Genomic DNA, 16896 nt, shown 5'->3' on the forward strand with positions numbered 1-16896 from the left:
TCCGCGCAGCGTGCCGCGCATTGGCCGACATGGCTGCACCAGTACAACTGGCACCGTCCCCACGCCAGTCTCGGTTACCAGCCGCCGATCACCCGCATCGGCATGAACAACCTGTTGGGTTTACACATCTAGCTCATGGGAAAGCTGACGAACCGATGCACCCCATAAGGCCTCTGCTTCTAGTGCCTGAACTTCAAATTCAGCGACAGCGGCGCGCACGGGTTTCCAGCGGTTGCTGTACAGGTGTGCGTAGGCATCGCGCTTTTCGCCGTTCGAGGGGCGCTGCTTTTGCGAGTAACCGCTTGGAAACTCGTCCGGCGTGATCAGTGGTGAGCGCGCTCCGTGAATCTGATCTCTCAGGTTGTAGGCCGCCTTGGCTAATGCCCGGGCAGCTTCGAAACGGGCTTTGCCATTGAGCTCTTGGCGCCACTTGTTCACACCGAAGACTGCTACGCCGGCCGTTACCGCAGCCGAAAGTGCTAAGACACTGTCTTTGATGGCCGTGATGAGCTGGGGGGCATCCATAGCAGCTAACGCTTAAGCTAACCGGCGCGAGCCCGCGTAGCGGGTGAGCGTCCGGTTGACCGAATAATTAGACAAATTCCATTGACTTCACACGATTAGCCTACTGCGTGTTGTTGCCAGGAGCGTATGTGAGCAATTCATACATAACGATACCCAAGCCGATGAAGTTGAAAATGGCTGCGAGCGCAATGTTTTGAACGTTGGCCTTGTCTCTCTTGGACTCGCGCCACATTGAAAGGCAAGCTGCCGCCACCGAAATAAGCAACATGCTTATGAAGAACACGGTGTCATCGTCGGCATTGAAGCGGCGACCCACTACCAGCGGCACCACAATGACCGAGCCGATTGCTACCACGCACGAGCACAGAGCAGCAACATTCTTCTTCATGCGAAGTTCTCCCCTGATGTCTAACGTTTGAGGTAACGCGCAGACGACGGCGTGACGCCTGGCCCGCGGGGATGATGATGTGCCGGGCGGCCCCGCGGGCCAGGCGGCGCGCCGTTGGCTGTCGCGTTGACCGAAGGGTTAAAAGGCACCCGGCACGAACCTGCGCAGGATTGCCGCGAACTGCTCCCAGCCCGTGACCAGCCCAACGACTGCACTGACGAAACCCACCGTGGCAACGAGACCCGCCAACAGGCGGTAGAAGCTGGATGCCACGACACGTGAGGCAAACGAGCGAGAGATGACGCCCACCGTCGCCAGGAACCACACAGGTGCCGCAAGCAGCGTGCGGACTCCGGCCGTCAACCACGCAATCGGGTTCTTTGCGGACGCCACTGCTTGTTGATGGCGTCCCGTAAGCGAGCCCTGGTGGCGCAACAGAGCGTCGTCAAGAAGTGCGTGGTACTGACCCAGCAAATTTCGCGAAAGTAGCTGGTCTGACAAACACCTTCGCAGTTCGGGAAGTACGTTCAGTACAACGGGGTAGTTCTGAATCACGTGGTTTGCGAACGGTGGCCGAAAGGTGATGAGTCCTTGGGGCCCCATTTGCACCTGCATGCGGTTGACGTTCAAGGTGAGCCACTCATAGACGGCACCGTCAGCGTGCTCGACCAAGACATGAACCCGCTCTCGATACTGAGTAGTGAAGACAAGGTCGGATGCGAGCCTCGCGACTGAGCGGACAAGAACAATCGCGCCGACCGCTGCGACTGCAGCCAGCGACAGGAGGAGCCACGTGCCGGGGGCAAGTGTTGGCATGTGCCCTCTAACGATGAAGCTCAGCCGCTGCGAAGACCGCGCAGCGGTAGAGCGGTCGGCTGGAGCGCCTGGTTCGGCATTTCACCGGAACATACCCTCGAAAGCTAGAAGTTGCTCCGCCTTGATAATGATCCCGAGGTTGTTCGGGATACCCGCGACAGCGACCGCCTTCTGCTGTGTCGGAACGACCACCACTCTCACGTCGCCTTCCACGGTGTGCTGGGGGCCAGCATAAAGAGCGCCTAAGAGCTTTATTCTCGATGAGCCCATGAAGGTGCCTTTGCGTGTTTGGTAGCTTGCCACGTCAAAAAGCATGACGGGCGAACCACTCGACCCAGGAAAACACGCCGCGTCTATCAAAAACTCCTTCCGACCATTCCAATCGTACTTGTAGTCGGTTGCGAGCACGCCTTTCCGAAATATGGGCAGGTTATTCTTACAATCCCACAGACCATTTGGGTAGCCGACCATTGTGATGTTTTCGAGGCCGATCATGTCCTCTATTTCGGCACGGCTGGGCAGTAGTGTCCTATCGAAAGTCACATAGAAGAACTTCTGGTTCCTTTGCTCAGCCTCTCTCAAGAGAGGGGCTATAGGCATCGCGCAAAGATCGACGTGCGGATCTGGGTGGGGCGCCCACCGTCTTTCGAAGTTATCAAGCTCAAACGCTTGGTAGGTTCCAACCGCTGGTCCCCCAGCGCTATCCTGTAGTGTCAGGAGGAATCGACCCTTTATCGCTCCAGCCACTACATGCTTGTTGGTGACAATGACTGGTACGTGTTGATCGCCGTTCTTATCGAGACTGTAAAAGAACCCGGTGCCCGTACCGATCATACCACCAGGCATATCGCACTCGATTCGAACGGTACTGTGAGCAAGTTGCTCTGCGGGGCCAAGCGCCATCACTACCTCCTTTATGCTGAACTACAAGTAGACCCGATATGCGGGGTGATAAACGCCAGCCTGCGCCGCCCGTCTGCGGGGCGTCAAGCCGATTTCCGACGCACGGACAAGGCCTTGCAGGCGGGTGGCGCCGTGGCTCGGAGTTGAAGGCTGGTCGTGTTATCCGACGCGGTCGCAGGGATAAGTCTTATCACCCCGAATCCGGAGCGATAAAGCGGCGACGCGGCTTCGCGCCGGCGATTGCGGCACCGCGCGGCCGGATCGCGCCGGCGCGGCGGCCGCGGCGTGCGGGGGGCGATGGCTCCGGCACTGCGTGAAGGTCGCGGCCACGGCCGCTCCTACAAATACGTAGGGCGGAATCCGCGCAGCGGCTTCCGCCGAATCACGCGCGAGGCCGCCGCCGCTCCGACGGGAAAAGCAAAGCGAGGCGCGCCTGATCGCTCAGTGCGCGTCCGGCGCCGCCGCTGCCGGCTTGCCCAGCGCCATGCCCTTCAGCACGTGCAGCGCTTCCGACAGCGCGTAGTCCTGCAGCGCCAGCGCGGCGCCGTCGCCGTCGTGGTGGCCGTCGCCCTCGTGGTCGCCCTTGAGGTGGTTGGGCAGGTCGCGTTCGGAGCCGATCAGTTGCGGCGCCTCGTTGCGGTGGCTGACGGCGAGGTCGGCGAGGGCGATGTCGGGCGCGATGCCGGCGGCCTGGATCGACGTGCCGGACGGCGTGTAGTAGCGCGCCGTGGTCAGCTTGACCGCGCGGTTGTCGTCCAGCGGCAGCACGGTCTGCACCGAGCCCTTGCCGAAGGTGCGCCGGCCCATGATCAGCGCGCGGTGGTCGTCCTTCAGTGCGCCGGCGACGATCTCCGCCGCCGAGGCGGTGCCGTTGTCGACCAGCACCACCAGCGGCGCGCCGTTCAGCAGGTCGCCGGGGGTGGCGCTGAAGCTGAGGTCGGCCTGCTTCAGCCGGCCCTTGGTGGTGACGATCACGCCCGAGTCGAGGAAGGCGTCGCTGACGCCGACCGCGGCGGTCAGCAGGCCGCCCGGATTGGAGCGCAGGTCGAGCACGGCGCCGCGCAGCGGGCCGCTCTTCTTGACCAGCGCCTCCAGCTTGCGGCGCAGGTCGTCGGTGGTGTCGTCCTGGAACTGGCTGATGCGGATGTAGGCGTAGCCCGGTTCCAGCAGGCGCGCCTTCACGCTGGTCACCACGATGCGCTCGCGGGTCAGCGTCATGTCCACGGGCTTCGCCGCGTTCTCGTGCAGGATGGTCAACGCGATCTTGGTGCCGGGTTCGCCGCGCAGTTGCTTGACCGCCTCGTCCAGCGCGTCGGGATCGACCGGCTTGCCGTTGACGCGGGTGATCACGTCGCCGGCCTTGATGCCGGCGCGCTGCGCGGGGGTGTCGTCGATCGGCGCGATCACGCGCAGTTCGCCGTTGACCTGCAGCACCTCGATGCCGAGGCCGCCGTAGGCGCCGGTGGTGTCCTCGGTCAGCGCCTGCAGGCCCGCGGTGTCGAGGTATTCGCTGTGCGGGTCGAGGCCGGCGAGCATGCCATGGATCGCCGCCTGCATCAGGGTCTTGTCGTCCACCGGGTCGACGTAGGCCTGCTTCACCAGCTCGTAGATGTGGGTGAAGTTGCGGATGTCGTCGAGGTCGGGCTGGGTGGGGGCGGCCGCGGCCGGCTTCGCGTCGGCCGGCGCGGGCGCGGCATCGGGGCCCGCGGCGCGGGCTGCGGGGACGGCCAGCAGCAGGGCGAGCAGCAGCGGTGAGATACGCATGGGGACGAGTCTCGGGGTGGTGCGTGGGGGCATTATGCGCGCGGGTGCGTCATTGCCGCGCCGTCAGCCAGGGCCGCGGGTCGACCGGCTTGCCGCCCTGGCGCAGCTCGAAGTACAGGCCGCGCGCGCCGTCGGCGCCGCTGCCGCTGGTGGCGATGGTGTCGCCGGCATTGACCCAGTCGCCGACCTCGCGCAGCAGCGATTCGTTGCTGCCGTACAGGCTCATCCAGCCGTCGCCGTGGTCGACGATGACCAGCATGCCGTAGCCGCGCAGCCAGTCGGCGTAGGCGATGCGGCCGTGCGCGATCGCGCGCACCGCGCTGCCGGGCCTGGCGGCGATCACCATGCCGTGGCTGCTCGCGCCGCTGCGGTCGCGCGCGCCGAACGCCACCGCCAGCTTGCCGGCCAGCGGCCACGGCAGTTGGCCGCGCAACTGTGCGAACGGCTTGTCCGCAGGCATCGCCTTCGGGATGTCGGCGAACACGTCGCGCAGGCGTTGCAGCAGGCGGTCGAGGTTGTCGGCGTCGCGCTGCAGCGCGGCGAGCTGCTCGCCCTGCGTCTTCAGCCGCGCCTCGGCCGCGGCCAGCAGCGTCTGCTGCGCGCCGCGCGCCTGCTCCAGCGCGTCGGCCTGGCGGGCGCGCTGGTCGCGGACGGCTTCGAGGGCGGCGCGTTCGGTCACGATGGAGGCTTGGACCGCATCGAGGCGCGAAAGATCCGCGCCCAGCGCCCGGATGCGCTCGATGCGGTCGCGCTGGAAGTAGCGCGAATAGGCCAGTGCGCGCGCGATCCGCGCCAGGTCCTCGCCGCCCAGCAGCACGCGCAGATCCTGGCCGCGGCCCAGCGTGTAGGCGGCGCGCAGCAGGTCGGCCAGCGCCGCGCGCTGCGCGTCGAGGCGCTGCCCGATCGCGCCGCGCTCGTCCTGCAGGCGCTCGAGCGCCTGCTGCTTGGCCGCGACCGCGGCTTCGGCGTCGCGCAGCGCCTTGGCGGTGTCGGCCAGCTCGGCGGCCTGGCGCGCCAGTTCGGCTTCGAGGCTGTCGCGCGCGGCGCCGGTTTCGCGCTGCGCCTTGGCCAGCGCGTCGATCTGCGCGCGCACCGCGGCGAGCTTCTGCTTGGTGGCGGCTTCCTGGGCGCCGCGCTGCGCGTTGTCCTGCGCGCCGGCCAGCGCGGCGAACAGCACGAGCGCGCCCGCGGCGGCGAGCGCGAGGCGACGTGGCGGGGGAGTGCGGCGAACGGGCGGCAACGGCATGCGCGCCGGATTATGGCCTGCGGCGCGGTCGCGGGCGAGCGCCTCAGCCTTGGGCGGCGCACCGGGTTTCGAGCGCGGCGAATGCTGCCGTCAGCGCGCGGGCTTGCGCGAGCGCCGTGTCCGCGTCCGGCGCCTTGGCCGCGGCTTCCAGCGTGGCGGCGGCGTCGGCCAGCGATGCGGCGCCGACCAGCCGCGCGGCGCCCTTGATGCGGTGCGCCTCGCGCGCGGCGGCGGCGAGGTTGTCGCGGGCGAGTGCGGCCTCCAGCACGGCGAGGTCGCTGCGGCAGGTGGCGACGAAATCGCGCAGCAGGTGGCGGGCGAGGTCGGCGTCGCCGCCGGCGAGCGCGGTCAGCGTCGCCGCGTCGATCGGCGCATCGGCCGCCGCCGGCGCGTTCGTCGTGGCCGCGTCGGCAGTCGCCTCGGCGGTCGCGGTCTGCGCGAAAGACACATGCGGCAGCCACTGGCGCAGGCGCGCCGCCAGCGTGGGGATGTCCATCGGCTTGATGAGGAAGCCGTCCATGCCGGCGGCCAGGCAGCGTCCGGGCTCGTCCTTGCTGGCGTCGGCGGTCAGCGCGAGGATCGGCGTGCGCGCGCGGCCTTCGCGCTGCTCGGCGGCACGGATCGCGGCGGCGAGCTGGTAGCCGTCCATGTGCGGCATGTGCACGTCGGCCAGCACCAGCGCGTAGCGTCCGCTCCGCCAGCGGCGCAACCCCTCCTCGCCATCGTCGGCGGTCTCGCAGGCGTAGCCGGCGCGCGCCAATTGGCGCGCCACCACCTCGCGGTTGGTGATGTGGTCGTCGACCAGCAGGATCAGGCTGCGCTCGCGTTCGGCCAGGTCGAGGCTGGGCGGCGGGCGGACGGGGAAGGCGGTCGGCGCGGCGTGCTTCGGCAGCAGCGCGGGGTCGCAGGTCGGCAGGTCGACGACCAGGCTGACCGTGGTGCCGCCGCCGAGGCGGCTGTCCAGCGTGATCTCGCCGTCCATCAGGTTGGCGAGGCGGCGGCAGATCGCCAGGCCGAGGCCGCTGCCGCCGTAGCGGCGCGCGGTGCCGGTTTCGGCCTGGGTGAACGGCGTGAACAGGCGCTGGCGCTGTTCCTCGGACAGGCCGATGCCGCTGTCGCGCACGCGCAGGGCGATGCGTTCGCGGCCGTCCGATGTGCCAAGGCGCTGCAGCTCCACCTCGATGCCGCCGGCGGCGGTGAATTTCAGCGCATTGGAGAGGAAATTGCCGAGGATCTGCCGCAGGCGCAGCGGATCCGCGCGATGCGCCGGTGCCAGTGTCGGGTCGACCCGTGCTTCCAGGCTCAGGCCCTTGGCCGAGGCGGCGCCGAGGAAATGCTGCACGCTGTCCTCGACCAGGCGGCGCAGGTCGGTCGGCTCCGGCGCCAGCTCCAGCCGTCCGGCCTCGATCTTCGAGAAATCGAGGATGTCGCCGATGATCTGCAACAGGCTGTCGGTGGACTGCTGCACCACGTCGACATAGTGGCGCTGCTCGGCGTCGAGGCGGGTGTGGCCCAGCAGTTCGAGCATGCCGGTGATGCCGATCATCGGCGTGCGGATCTCGTGGCTCATGGTGGCGAGGAAGTCGCTCTTGGCGCGGTTGGCCTCCTGCGCGCGCGCCTCGCTGGCGCGCAATTCCCGCTCGTTGCGCTTGAGCGACTCGCGCATCGTCAGGAACGCGTCGGCGACTTCGCCCAGTTCCCCGGGCGGCCGTACGCCGGCGGGCGCGTCGTACTCGCCGCGGCGCACGTCGTACGCGAGCCGTGTCAGATAGCCGACGCCGCGGAAAACGTCGCGCAGTATCGAGCGGCCGATCGCCAGCACGATCAGGAGGGTGAACGCGAGCAGCGCGAGCCGCCACCACGAGCGCTGTCGCGCGTGGGCGGTCTGCGCGGCGAGATACTGCTCGGCTTCCTCGATCTTGAGGTCGGCCAGGAGCCGCAGGCGCGTGGTGACCGGGTCGGTTGCCGGATACAGCTCGGTGCTGGCGAACCGGCCCAGCGCGACGATGTCCTGCGCCTGCAGGATGCGCCGCAGCTTGGCGCTGGCCCGGTCGGCGTCCTGCCGGGCCTGCGCGATTTCGTCCAGCAGCGCGCGCTGGTCGGGCGGCATCGCGCTGCTCTCGAGTTGCGCCCAGGCGCGGCGGATATCGGCTTGCGCGCCGTCCAGCACCGCGATGCCCTGTTCCCAGCCGAGCAGGTGGTTGCGGACGCGGATGGTGGTGTCGACCATGGCGAGGCCGTAGGCGTCGGAAACGACCTTCGCCGCGCGCACTCCGCCCAGCGCGTCGTCGCGCAGGTGCGCCAGCGCGCGCGTGTTGGCGTGCTGGTTCATCTGGTCGAGTGCGAGCAGGCTGAGGCCGGTGGTGAGCAGCAGGCCCAGCAGCAGCAGGAGCTGCACGCGGATGCTGAGCGGTCGCCACGCTTTGTTCTTCACAGGGCTTGGCCGGGTCGATGCCATGCCCGTATGCGCTCGGGCAGGGCGGCGCCGGGCACCGGCATGTCGATCAGCGCGCCCTGCGCGTAGTCGCAGCCGAGGTCGGCCAGCATCTGCCATTCCTCGACCGTCTCCACGCCTTCGGCGGTGGTGGACAGGCCCAGCTTGCGCGCCAGCTCGAGGCTGGCTTCGACCACCGCGCGCTGGCGTGGCTGGCTCGGGGCGCCGGAAACGAAGCCGCGGTCGACCTTCAGTTCCGTCACCGGCAACTGTGCGAGCTGCGCCAGCGAGGAATAGCCCGTGCCGAAGTCGTCGATGCTGAGCCCGAAGCCCTTCAGGCGCAGCCGTGCCAGCACGTTCAGGGTATGCGCGGTCTCGCCGATCACCGCGCTTTCGGTCAGCTCGAGCACCACGTCGCGCGGCTTCATGCCGGCCTCCAGCACGATCGCCTGGTAGCGGTCGGCGGCGTCCACGCTCGCCAGGTTCAGCATCGAGATGTTCACCGACAGTTGCAGCTCCAGGCCCTGTTGCGCCCAGCGCCTGCGCCAGGCGCAGGCGCGCGCCAGCACGCGCTCGGTGAAGCTGTCGATCAGGCCGCTGCGCTCGATCAACGGCACGAAGCGATCCGGCGCGATCACCTGGTCGCGGCGCAGCCAGCGCGTCAGCGCCTCGGCGCCGGTGACGAGGCCGCTGTCGAACGCCACCTGCGGCTGGAACCAGGGTTCGAACTCGTCCAGTTCCAGCGCTTCCGCCAGCGTCGATTCGGAGACGTCGAGCGGTTCCTCGGCGCGCGATTCCGCCGCGCCGTTCTGCAACAGCGCCAGCACTTCGGCGAGCTTGGTCGCGGTCAGCGGCTTCTCCAGCACGCCGAGCACGCGCAGGCCGCTGGCGCGGGCCATGGTCTGCACGGTGTTGAGCAGGGCGGGTTCGAGCGCGGACAGCACCACCACCGCGCGCGCCAGCCGGCGGCTGGCGACGTGGCCGATCAGCTCGATGCCGTCCATCTGCGGCAGGTCGAGATCGACCAGCAGGACGTCGGGCGGCGCTGGCGCCGCCTCGAGGATGCGCAGCGCCTGCTCGCCGTCCGCGGCCTCGAGGACGCGCTCGACGCCGATCGCATCGAGCAGGCGCAGCGCGATCTTGCGCTGGAACGCGTGGTCTTCGACGACCATCACGGAGATCTGGTCGAACCGCGTCATCATCGCGGAGCTTCCGAACCCCTGGGCGGCTAGCCTAGCGCCGCGGCAGGCCGGACGATAGGGGGCGGGGCGGGGTAGCGTCGGCGGGCCACGTTCCGCCCTTTTCCCCGTGCGGGGCAGGCGCCGAAGGCGGGCGGGGCGCTGCTCAGGCCGCGTGCAGTTGCGCGTCGCGGCGCGGGGTGGGCTTGCGCGGCGGGAATTCGGGCGCGCCGGCGGGCGCCGAGTCGGTCGTCAGCAGCATCTCGGCCAGCAGGTGCAGGCGTCCGCAGGCGCGCCGGCGCGCTGCGCGCACTTCCGGATCGCCCTGCAGCAGGGCGAGCCGCAGCAGGGCGCGGTCCAGGCGCAGCAGCGCGCCGCCGGCGCACATGGCGTCGCGGTGGTAGGTCATCTCGGCGTCGAGGTAGCGCAGCGCTTCGTCGGCCTCCTCCAGGAACAGGTCGCGCTCGGGCACCCACGCCAGCCCGCCGGCCTGGGCAAGCAGCGTGCGCAGGTCGTCGGCGCCGTGCTTCCACGCTTCCGGCGGGCACGGCGTGCAGGCGACCAGTTGCTTCAGCACGTTCATCGCCTCGAACGCGCGCAGCAGCAGTTGCTCGAACGGGTCGGAGATGCCGGCCTCGGCCAGCATCGTGGCGATCTCGGGATATTCCCCGGCCAGCGCGCACAGGCTGTCGACCGTCTCGCTGTCGACGATGCGCGCATGTTCGCGGGCATCGGTGCAGGCCACGGTGAGGGCGATGCGCAGCTGGCGCCACACCGGCAGGGCGTCGGAGCGGCGGCCGGCGGCGATGGACGCCTGCGGCTCGGCGGGTTCGTCACTGACGCGGGACATGGCGGTTTCTCCCTGTACGGTGCACCACGTTCGCGGCGCGCTCACCGGGACAAGAGCAAACGCTGTGCCACGACCCGCCCGGGCGGGGCGCAAGCCGCACCAGGCCCGTTCCGCGACATATTTGTTCAAAGTCGATGTGATGGCCGTTTCACAGCCAATGTGACGGCCGTCGCATTTCGGCCGCATCGGCGGCGCCCGCGCCGGCGTGCGGCGGCGCGGATCGTTGCGATCGCGCGGTTGGAGTGACGCGCCGCGCCATGCCGGGCGGCCGCGTCTGCCGCGGGGTGACGCGCGGCCGTGCCGGCGCGGACAATGCGCGCATGCCGTTCGCCGCCGTTTCCGCATGTGCCTGATCGCCGCCGCCTGGCTGGCGCATCCGCGCTGGCGCCTGCTGCTCGCGGGTAACCGCGACGAATACCACGCGCGCCCGGCGGCGCCCGCCGCGCGCTGGGCCGACGCGCCACAGGTGCTGGCCGGACGCGACCTCGAGGCCGGCGGCACCTGGATCGGCGTCAGCGAAGCCGGGCGCGCCTGCGTGGTGACCAACTTCCGCGACCCGCGCGCCGACATGGGCGGGCGTTCGCGCGGTCTGCTCGGTGCCGGATTCCTGCGCGACGCCGCGCCCGTCGGCGCGTGGGCGGAGGCGCTGGCCGCGCGCGCCGCCGGCTACCGGCCGTTCAACCTGCTGCTGTTCGACCGCGACGCGGCCCGCTACGTCGGCAACCATCCGGTCGCGCGCGTCGAGGCGCTGGCGCCCGGCGTGCACGGCCTGTCCAACGGCGCGCTGGAGGCGCGCTGGCCGAAGACCGAGCGCCTGACCGCGGCGCTGCAGGCCTGGCTGGCGCGTGGCGACGACGACTTCGTGCCTCTGTTCGCCGCGCTGGCCGACGCCGCGCCGGCGCCCGACGCCGCGCTGCCGCACACCGGCATCGACCTCGAACTGGAGCGCCGCCTGTCCGCGCCGTTCATCCGCGGCGAGCGCTACGGCACCCGCGCCAGCACGGTGATCGCGCTGGGCCACGACGGCACGGGCGTGCTGGTCGAGCGCCGCTTCGGCCCCGGCGGCCGCGCCGACGGCGAGACTGCGCTGCGCTTCAAGTCGGCAGCGTGAGGCCGCCTCAGAGCACGCGCGCGCCGCGCATCCAGCGGAACTTGCGCTCGAATCGGGCGTTGTTGCCTTCGACGCAGAACACCAGCGTGGTTTCCGGCAGCGCCACCGTCTCGAGGATGCGCTGCTGCACCGCCGCGGCCTCGGCCGCGCGGCGCAGCCGCCACCACGGCGTGACACGGAAGCCGAGCGTGTACAGCGGCCGCTCGGGTAGGTGCTTTACCCGCTTGCGCACGAGATAGGCGCGGCGCGCGCCGGCGCCGGCCAGCGCCGCGCGCAGGTCGGCGACGGCCTGCGGCGCGAGGTCGTGGCGCAGGAACTTGTCGTTGTTGCGGATCCCGGCGCGCTCGGCGCGCGCCGCTTCCAGCAGCGCCTGGCGTTCGCACAGGCGCGCGTGCCAATGGTTGGCGGCGGCACGGTCGCCGCGTCGCCAGTGGAAATCGCGCAACGCCTCGGCGCCCGGCGCGATCGCGTCCTCGTCCAGCTGCATCGCGCGCTCGACCAGCGCCGTGCCCTCGGCGTCGTCGCGCGCCAGCAGGCGCGTGCCGAGCGCGTGGCACATCAGCGCCGAGTCCGGTGCGCGCGTGCGCAGCGCACGGAACTGGGCCAGCGCGGCCTCGGCGCCGGCGCCGTAGGCCTCGTCGAGGCGCGCGCGCTCGAACGCGTCGTCGAGCGAGAGCTCGCCCGTCTGCGCCTCGGCCTCCAGCGCCGCCAGCCGCGCGCGACCTTCCTGCACCCGGCGATAGCGCTCCTGCCAGTCGTCGCGGATGCGATTTGCCCAGCGCGCGTCGAGTTCGGCGATCAGGCGTTCGCGCGCCGCGCCGAGCAGGCGGTCGGCGCCTTCGCCTTCGGTGGGCGGGTCGAAGCGCGGCGCTTCGCTGACCGCCTGCAGGCGATCGGCGAGGCAGGGGTGGGTATCGTCGGCGGTGGTGCGCGCGGCCAGCGCGCCATCCAGCCAGGCGCGCGCGGCAGCTTCGTCGATCGCGCCGCGCAGGCCGGCGCCCAGCCGGGCGTACGGCGCGAAGGCGGGCTGCGGCTGCTCGTCGGCCTGGCGGTGCACGTCCGGCCAGTAGCGCTCGCCCAGGTAGCGGCCGATCACGCTGGTGCCGGTCAGCGCCTCGGCGACGGTGCGCGGCGAGGTCAGCCGCGCGGAGACCGCGTCGGCCTCGTACTCGTTGGCGCGCGCCAGCGGGAAGGAATAGGCGGCGAAGTAGGGCGCGTACCAGCGGAAGAACGGGCGGAACAGGAAGGCGCCGCGTTGGCCGGGCCGATCCAGTGCAGCCTGCAACCGCGCCCACGCCACCCGCAGTCGGTAGATCCAGTTGCCGAAGCGCGCGTGGCCGCCGGCGAGATGGCCGAATTCATGGGCGAGGATCGCCTCCAGCTGCGCCGGCGTGGTGCACTTCAGCAGCGACAGGCCGAGCAGCAGGTAGTTGCGGTGCCAGCCGAACAGGCCGAGCCGCGGCACCTGCACCACCGCGGCGTTGAAGTCGTCGGTCAACAGTACGCGGTGGAAGCGCGGCGCGCGGAGCGCGCGACGCAGGCGGTCGATGACGGCGAACAGCTCGGGCGACTCGCGGCGGCCGAGCGCGATGCCCTCCGGCGCCTCGAGCCGCACCCACAGCGCGCGCAGCACCAGCCACAGGAATGCGCCCAGCGGCAGGATCAGCTTGACCGCCAGCGCCTTCAGCCACAGCGCCGATACCAGCGAGGCGAGTACCAGCGCCAGCAGCACCAGCAGCACGGCGGCCAGATAGCCGTAGCCGAGCAGCGCCAGCAGAGCGACGCGCAGGCGATAGGCGCGCGGCCGCTGCCGCGCCTGCGGCTCCAGCCGCGCGACCAGCGCCTCGAAAGCTTCCCGGGTGATGGCCATGCGTCCCCTCACGCATTCCGCGAGACCGGCGCGCAGTTTACGGAGCGCGGGCGCCGGCGGGAATGCGGCGGGCGGCCGCGGTCAGCGCACCGTGCCGGAAACGATCAGCGGCGCGAGGTCGTAGCCCATCGCGGTGGCGCGCGCCTTCAGGTCCTCGAACACGGCGCGGTCGAGACCGGGCTCGCGCGAGAGGATCCACAGGTAGTTGCGCGAAGGCTCGCCGACCATCGCCCAGCGGTAGTCGGGGTCGAGCGCGATCACCCAGTAGTCGCCCCACACGAACGGCAGGAAGCCGAGCCAGGCCGGCGCGAAGCGCACCTCCAGCTCGGCCGGCGCGCCGGACGGGTCGGGACGGCGCGCGACGCCGTCGGCGGATTTCGCGCCGCCGTCGGCTTTCACGCAGGCGTTGTGCACGCCCAGCGTGCCGTCGGGATTGGCGGTGTAGGTGGCGGTGATGTCGCGCGCGCAGGCGCGCTCGAAGTACAGCGGCAGGCGCGCGATCTCGTGCCAGGTGCCGAGATAGCGCGCGATGTCGATGTCGGGGATGGCGCGCACCGGTTCGGCGGCGCCTGCCGGCAGCGACGCGCCGGCGAGCGCGGCGACGCAGATGGCGGCGGCAGCAAGGCGCATCGGAACCTCCTCGTCGACGGTGGCGCCTATTGGCGTCCCGTGCCGGTGAACCCGCGATGAAGCCGGTCGGCGCGTTGCGCTAGCATCGGCGCGGCCGCGCCGCGCGGCGACGCGCCGGCGACGAAAGGACACGCATGCTCGACAGGCTCTGGCTGGGCTTCTTCCTCACGGCCGCGGCGGCGGCGCTCGGCCGCTGGCTGCTGGGCGGCGACGAGACCGTGTTCGCGGCGATGGTCGGCAGCCTGTTCGACATGGCCAGACTCTCGGTCGAGGTGATGGTGCTGCTGTTCGGCACGCTGACCCTGTGGCTCGGCCTGCTGCGCATCGCCGAGCGCGCCGGCCTGGTCGAGGCGCTGGCGAAGCTGCTCGGCCCGCTGTTCCGCCGGCTGATGCCGGAAGTGCCGGCCGGGCATCCGGCGGTCGGCCTGATCACGCTCAACTTCGCCGCCAACGTGCTCGGGCTGGACAACGCCGCCACGCCGATCGGCCTGCGCGCGATGCGCGAGCTGCAGACGCTGAACCCCAGCGCCGACACCGCCAGCAACGCGCAGATCCTGTTCCTGGTGCTGAACGCGTCCTCGCTGACGCTGCTGCCGGTCAGCATCTTCATGTACCGCGCGCAAGCCGGGGCGCACGATCCGACCCTGGTGTTCCTGCCGATCCTGCTCGCCACCAGCGCCTCGACGCTGGCCGGCCTGCTCAGCGTGGCACTGGTGCAGCGCCTGAAGCTGTGGGACCGGGTGGTGCTGGCCTGGCTGGGCGGTACCGCGCTGCTGCTGGGCGGCTTCGTGGCGCTGCTGACGGCGCTGTCGGCGAGCGCGCTGGCGGCGCTGTCCGCGCTGCTCGGCAACCTGCTGATGTTCGCGATCGTGATCGCGTTCCTGCTGGTCGGCGCGTGGCGCCGCGTGCCGGTGTACGCGAGCTTCGTCGACGGCGCCAAGCAGGGCTTCGACGTCGCCAAGGACCTGCTGCCGTACCTGGTGGCGATGCTGTGCGCGGTCGGCGTGCTGCGCGCTTCCGGCGCGCTCGATTACGCGCTGGACGGCATCCGCTATGCCGTGCACATGGCCGGCCTCGACGCGCGCTTCGTCGACGCGCTGCCGACCGCGCTTGTGAAACCCTTTTCCGGCAGCGCTGCGCGCGCGATGCTGATCGAAACCATGCAGCACAGCGGCGTCGACAGCTTCCCCGCGCTGCTCGCCGCCACCGTGCAGGGCAGCACCGAGACGACCTTCTACGTGCTCGCCGTGTACTTCGGCGCAGTCGGCGTGCGCCGCGCGCGCCACGCGGTCGGCTGCGCGCTGATCGCCGACCTGGCCGGCGTGCTGGCCGCGATCGCGGTGTGCTACCGGTTCTTCGGCTGACGCGGCGCGCGGCGTCGTCCTACGGCCGCGCGCGGCATCGGCCGCTGGGCGCATCGGCGCGCGGCGCCTAACGTCCACTGCCGGATCGACATGGCGAGGCAACGCCGATGCGCCAGGGATGGCTGGGAGGATTCGCCGCGTGCGCGGCGATCGCGATGATGTCGACGGCGGCCGCCGACTGCCCGCGCTGGCCGCCGGCGCAGGCGCGCGTCGAAATGCAGGCGCTGCACGATCGCCTGGACGCCTGGAACCACGCCTACCGCGTCGAGGGCCGTTCGCCGGTCGACGACGCGGTCTACGACCAGGCGCTGGCGCGCCTCGCGCAGTGGCGCGCCTGCTTTCCGGCACAGGCGCCGACGGTGCCCGCACCGCTCGCGGACGCTTCCGGCAACGTGCGCGCGCCGGTAGTGCAGACCGGCCTGGCCAAGCTGCCCGACGCCGCGGCGCTGGCCGCGTGGATGCGCGCGCGCGACACCACCGATCTGTGGGTGCAGCCCAAGGCCGACGGCGTGGCGGTGACGCTGCTCTACGTCGATGGCGAATTGCGCCAGGCGGTCAGCCGCGGCGACGGTATCCATGGCTCGGACTGGACCGCGCAGGCGCAGCGCATCGGCGCGATTCCGAAACGTCTGCCGCACGCGCCGCCGCGCGTCGTGCTGCAGGGCGAACTGGTGTGGCGCCTGCCCGGCCACGTGCAGGCGCGCGACGGCGGCGCCGGTGCGCGTGCCGCCGTCGCCGGCGCGCTGGCGCGCGACGCGCTGGACGCCGCGACCGCCGCGCGCATCGGCCTGTTCGTCTGGGACTGGCCGAGTGGCCCGGACACGATGCGCGAACGGCTGGCAGGGCTCGCCGCGATGGGTTTCGCCGACAGCGTCGCCTACACGCAGCCGGCGCCGGACCTCGACGCCGTGCGCCGCTGGCGCGAGGCGTGGTATCGCCGCGCCATGCCGTTCGCCGCCGACGGCACCGTGGTGCGCCAGGGCCGACGTCCGCCCGCGCGCGACTGGCGCGCCGCGCCGCCGGCGTGGGCGGTGGCGTGGAAGTACCCGCCGGCGCAGGCGCTGGCCGAGGTGCGCGCGGTCGAGTTCACCGTCGGCCGCAGCGGGCGCATCACGCCGGTGCTGCAGCTCGAACCCGTGCAGCTCGACGATCGCCGCATTGCGCGCGTCGGCGTGGGTTCGCTGCGCCGCTGGCGGCGGCTCGACATCCGCCCCGGCGATCAGGTCGAGATCGCCCTGGCCGGGTTGACCATCCCGCGCCTGCAGGGCGTGGTCTGGCGCGCGCAGCGGCGCGTCGCGGTGACGCCGCCCGACCCGCGCGCGCACGACGCGCTGAGCTGCTGGCGCATCGCGCCCGGCTGCGAGCGGCAGTTCCTGGCGCGCCTCGTCTGGCTGGGCGGCAAGCGCGGGCTGGCGATCGACGGGCTCGGCGCGGACGGCTGGCAGGCGCTGGTCGATGCCGGCCGCATCCGCGCGCTGCTCGACTGGATGACGCTGACGCCGGCCGGGTTGGCGCGCGTGCCGGGCCTCGGCACGGCGCGCGCGGCCACGCTGGCGCGGGCGTTTGCCGACGCGCGCCGCCGGCCGTTCGCCGTCTGGCTGCGCGCGCTGGGCGTGCAGGACGATGCGGCTGCCGCCGCGCCCGACTGGGCGACGGCAAGCGCGCGCGACGCGGACGACTGGCGCGCCGCCGGCATCGGCTTCGCACGCGCGCGGCGGCTCGTCGCCTTCTTCCGGCAGCCGGAGGTGCGCGCCCTCGCCACGCAGTTGCGCGGCGCGGGCGTCGCCGGGTTCTGAACCGTGGCGCCGCGGGGCACG

Annotated in this window: 15 protein-coding genes; 4 read left to right on the top strand and 11 right to left on the bottom strand. The window is 71.1% G+C overall.

Annotated elements, in window-relative coordinates; genetic code table 11:
• A partial coding sequence (locus tag ABFC67_RS00005; protein WP_346736015.1) for an integrase core domain-containing protein occupies window positions 1-132 on the top strand: 132 nt, incomplete at its 5' end.
• On the opposite strand, the gene ABFC67_RS00010 is transcribed toward ABFC67_RS00005, so the two are convergent.
• The 9 genes from ABFC67_RS00010 to ABFC67_RS00050 form a co-directional block, all read right to left on the bottom strand.
• A complete protein-coding gene (locus ABFC67_RS00010; RefSeq protein ID WP_346735984.1) occupies window positions 121-525 on the bottom strand; it encodes a hypothetical protein in 405 nt (134 codons plus the stop codon). The two genes, ABFC67_RS00005 and ABFC67_RS00010, sit on opposite strands and share 12 nt — an antisense overlap.
• A gap of 100 nt (window positions 526-625) precedes the next feature.
• Window positions 626-913 (bottom strand): hypothetical protein, encoded by a 288-nt coding sequence (locus ABFC67_RS00015; protein WP_346735985.1) that lies wholly within the window; start codon window positions 911-913, stop codon window positions 626-628.
• A 138-nt stretch (window positions 914-1051) separates the two neighbouring features.
• A complete protein-coding gene (locus tag ABFC67_RS00020; protein WP_346735986.1) occupies window positions 1052-1729 on the bottom strand; it encodes a hypothetical protein in 678 nt (225 codons plus the stop codon).
• 81 nt (window positions 1730-1810) lie between these two features.
• Window positions 1811-2632, bottom strand: coding sequence for a serine protease (locus ABFC67_RS00025; RefSeq protein ID WP_346735987.1), 822 nt, complete (start codon window positions 2630-2632; stop codon window positions 1811-1813).
• A 441-nt stretch (window positions 2633-3073) separates the two neighbouring features.
• Window positions 3074-4396 carry a S41 family peptidase gene (locus tag ABFC67_RS00030; RefSeq protein WP_346735988.1) on the bottom strand — a complete coding sequence of 441 codons (1323 nt, stop codon included), beginning with the start codon at window positions 4394-4396 and terminating at the stop codon, window positions 3074-3076.
• A gap of 49 nt (window positions 4397-4445) precedes the next feature.
• Entirely contained in the window at window positions 4446-5642 is a 1197-nt protein-coding gene (locus ABFC67_RS00035; protein WP_346735989.1) for a peptidoglycan DD-metalloendopeptidase family protein, read from the bottom strand.
• 43 nt (window positions 5643-5685) lie between these two features.
• The gene (locus ABFC67_RS00040) at window positions 5686-8040 is read right to left on the bottom strand and encodes an ATP-binding protein (protein ID WP_346735990.1); all 2355 of its coding nucleotides are present in this window, start codon (window positions 8038-8040) and stop codon (window positions 5686-5688) included.
• 32 nt (window positions 8041-8072) lie between these two features.
• Complete coding sequence (locus tag ABFC67_RS00045; RefSeq protein WP_346735991.1) at window positions 8073-9278, bottom strand: EAL domain-containing response regulator; 1206 nt, start codon at window positions 9276-9278, stop codon at window positions 8073-8075.
• Between the two features lie 142 nt (window positions 9279-9420).
• The gene (locus ABFC67_RS00050; RefSeq protein ID WP_346735992.1) at window positions 9421-10104 is read right to left on the bottom strand and encodes a hypothetical protein; all 684 of its coding nucleotides are present in this window, start codon (window positions 10102-10104) and stop codon (window positions 9421-9423) included.
• A 343-nt stretch (window positions 10105-10447) separates the two neighbouring features.
• Here ABFC67_RS00050 and ABFC67_RS00055 point away from each other — a divergent pair, with 343 nt between their 5' ends.
• The gene (locus ABFC67_RS00055; protein ID WP_346735993.1) at window positions 10448-11215 is read left to right on the top strand and encodes an NRDE family protein; all 768 of its coding nucleotides are present in this window, start codon (window positions 10448-10450) and stop codon (window positions 11213-11215) included.
• A gap of 7 nt (window positions 11216-11222) precedes the next feature.
• Here the strand turns inward: ABFC67_RS00055 and ABFC67_RS00060 are convergent, their stop codons facing one another.
• Together ABFC67_RS00060 and ABFC67_RS00065 are read right to left on the bottom strand one after the other, a co-directional pair.
• Entirely contained in the window at window positions 11223-13085 is a 1863-nt protein-coding gene (locus tag ABFC67_RS00060) for a M48 family metallopeptidase (RefSeq protein ID WP_346735994.1), read from the bottom strand.
• 81 nt (window positions 13086-13166) lie between these two features.
• Window positions 13167-13715, bottom strand: coding sequence for a lipocalin family protein (locus tag ABFC67_RS00065; protein ID WP_346735995.1), 549 nt, complete (start codon window positions 13713-13715; stop codon window positions 13167-13169).
• A 134-nt stretch (window positions 13716-13849) separates the two neighbouring features.
• Between ABFC67_RS00065 and ABFC67_RS00070 the strand changes: the two genes are divergently transcribed.
• Together ABFC67_RS00070 and ligB are read left to right on the top strand one after the other, a co-directional pair.
• Complete coding sequence (locus ABFC67_RS00070) at window positions 13850-15079, top strand: nucleoside recognition domain-containing protein (RefSeq protein ID WP_346735996.1); 1230 nt, start codon at window positions 13850-13852, stop codon at window positions 15077-15079.
• A 107-nt stretch (window positions 15080-15186) separates the two neighbouring features.
• The gene (gene ligB / locus ABFC67_RS00075; RefSeq protein ID WP_346735997.1) at window positions 15187-16875 is read left to right on the top strand and encodes an NAD-dependent DNA ligase LigB; all 1689 of its coding nucleotides are present in this window, start codon (window positions 15187-15189) and stop codon (window positions 16873-16875) included.
• Window positions 16876-16896 lie beyond the last annotated feature (21 nt).

Origin of the sequence: Mizugakiibacter sp., assembly GCF_039680435.1 — a bacterium.
Taxonomy (GTDB): domain Bacteria; phylum Pseudomonadota; class Gammaproteobacteria; order Xanthomonadales; family Rhodanobacteraceae; genus Mizugakiibacter.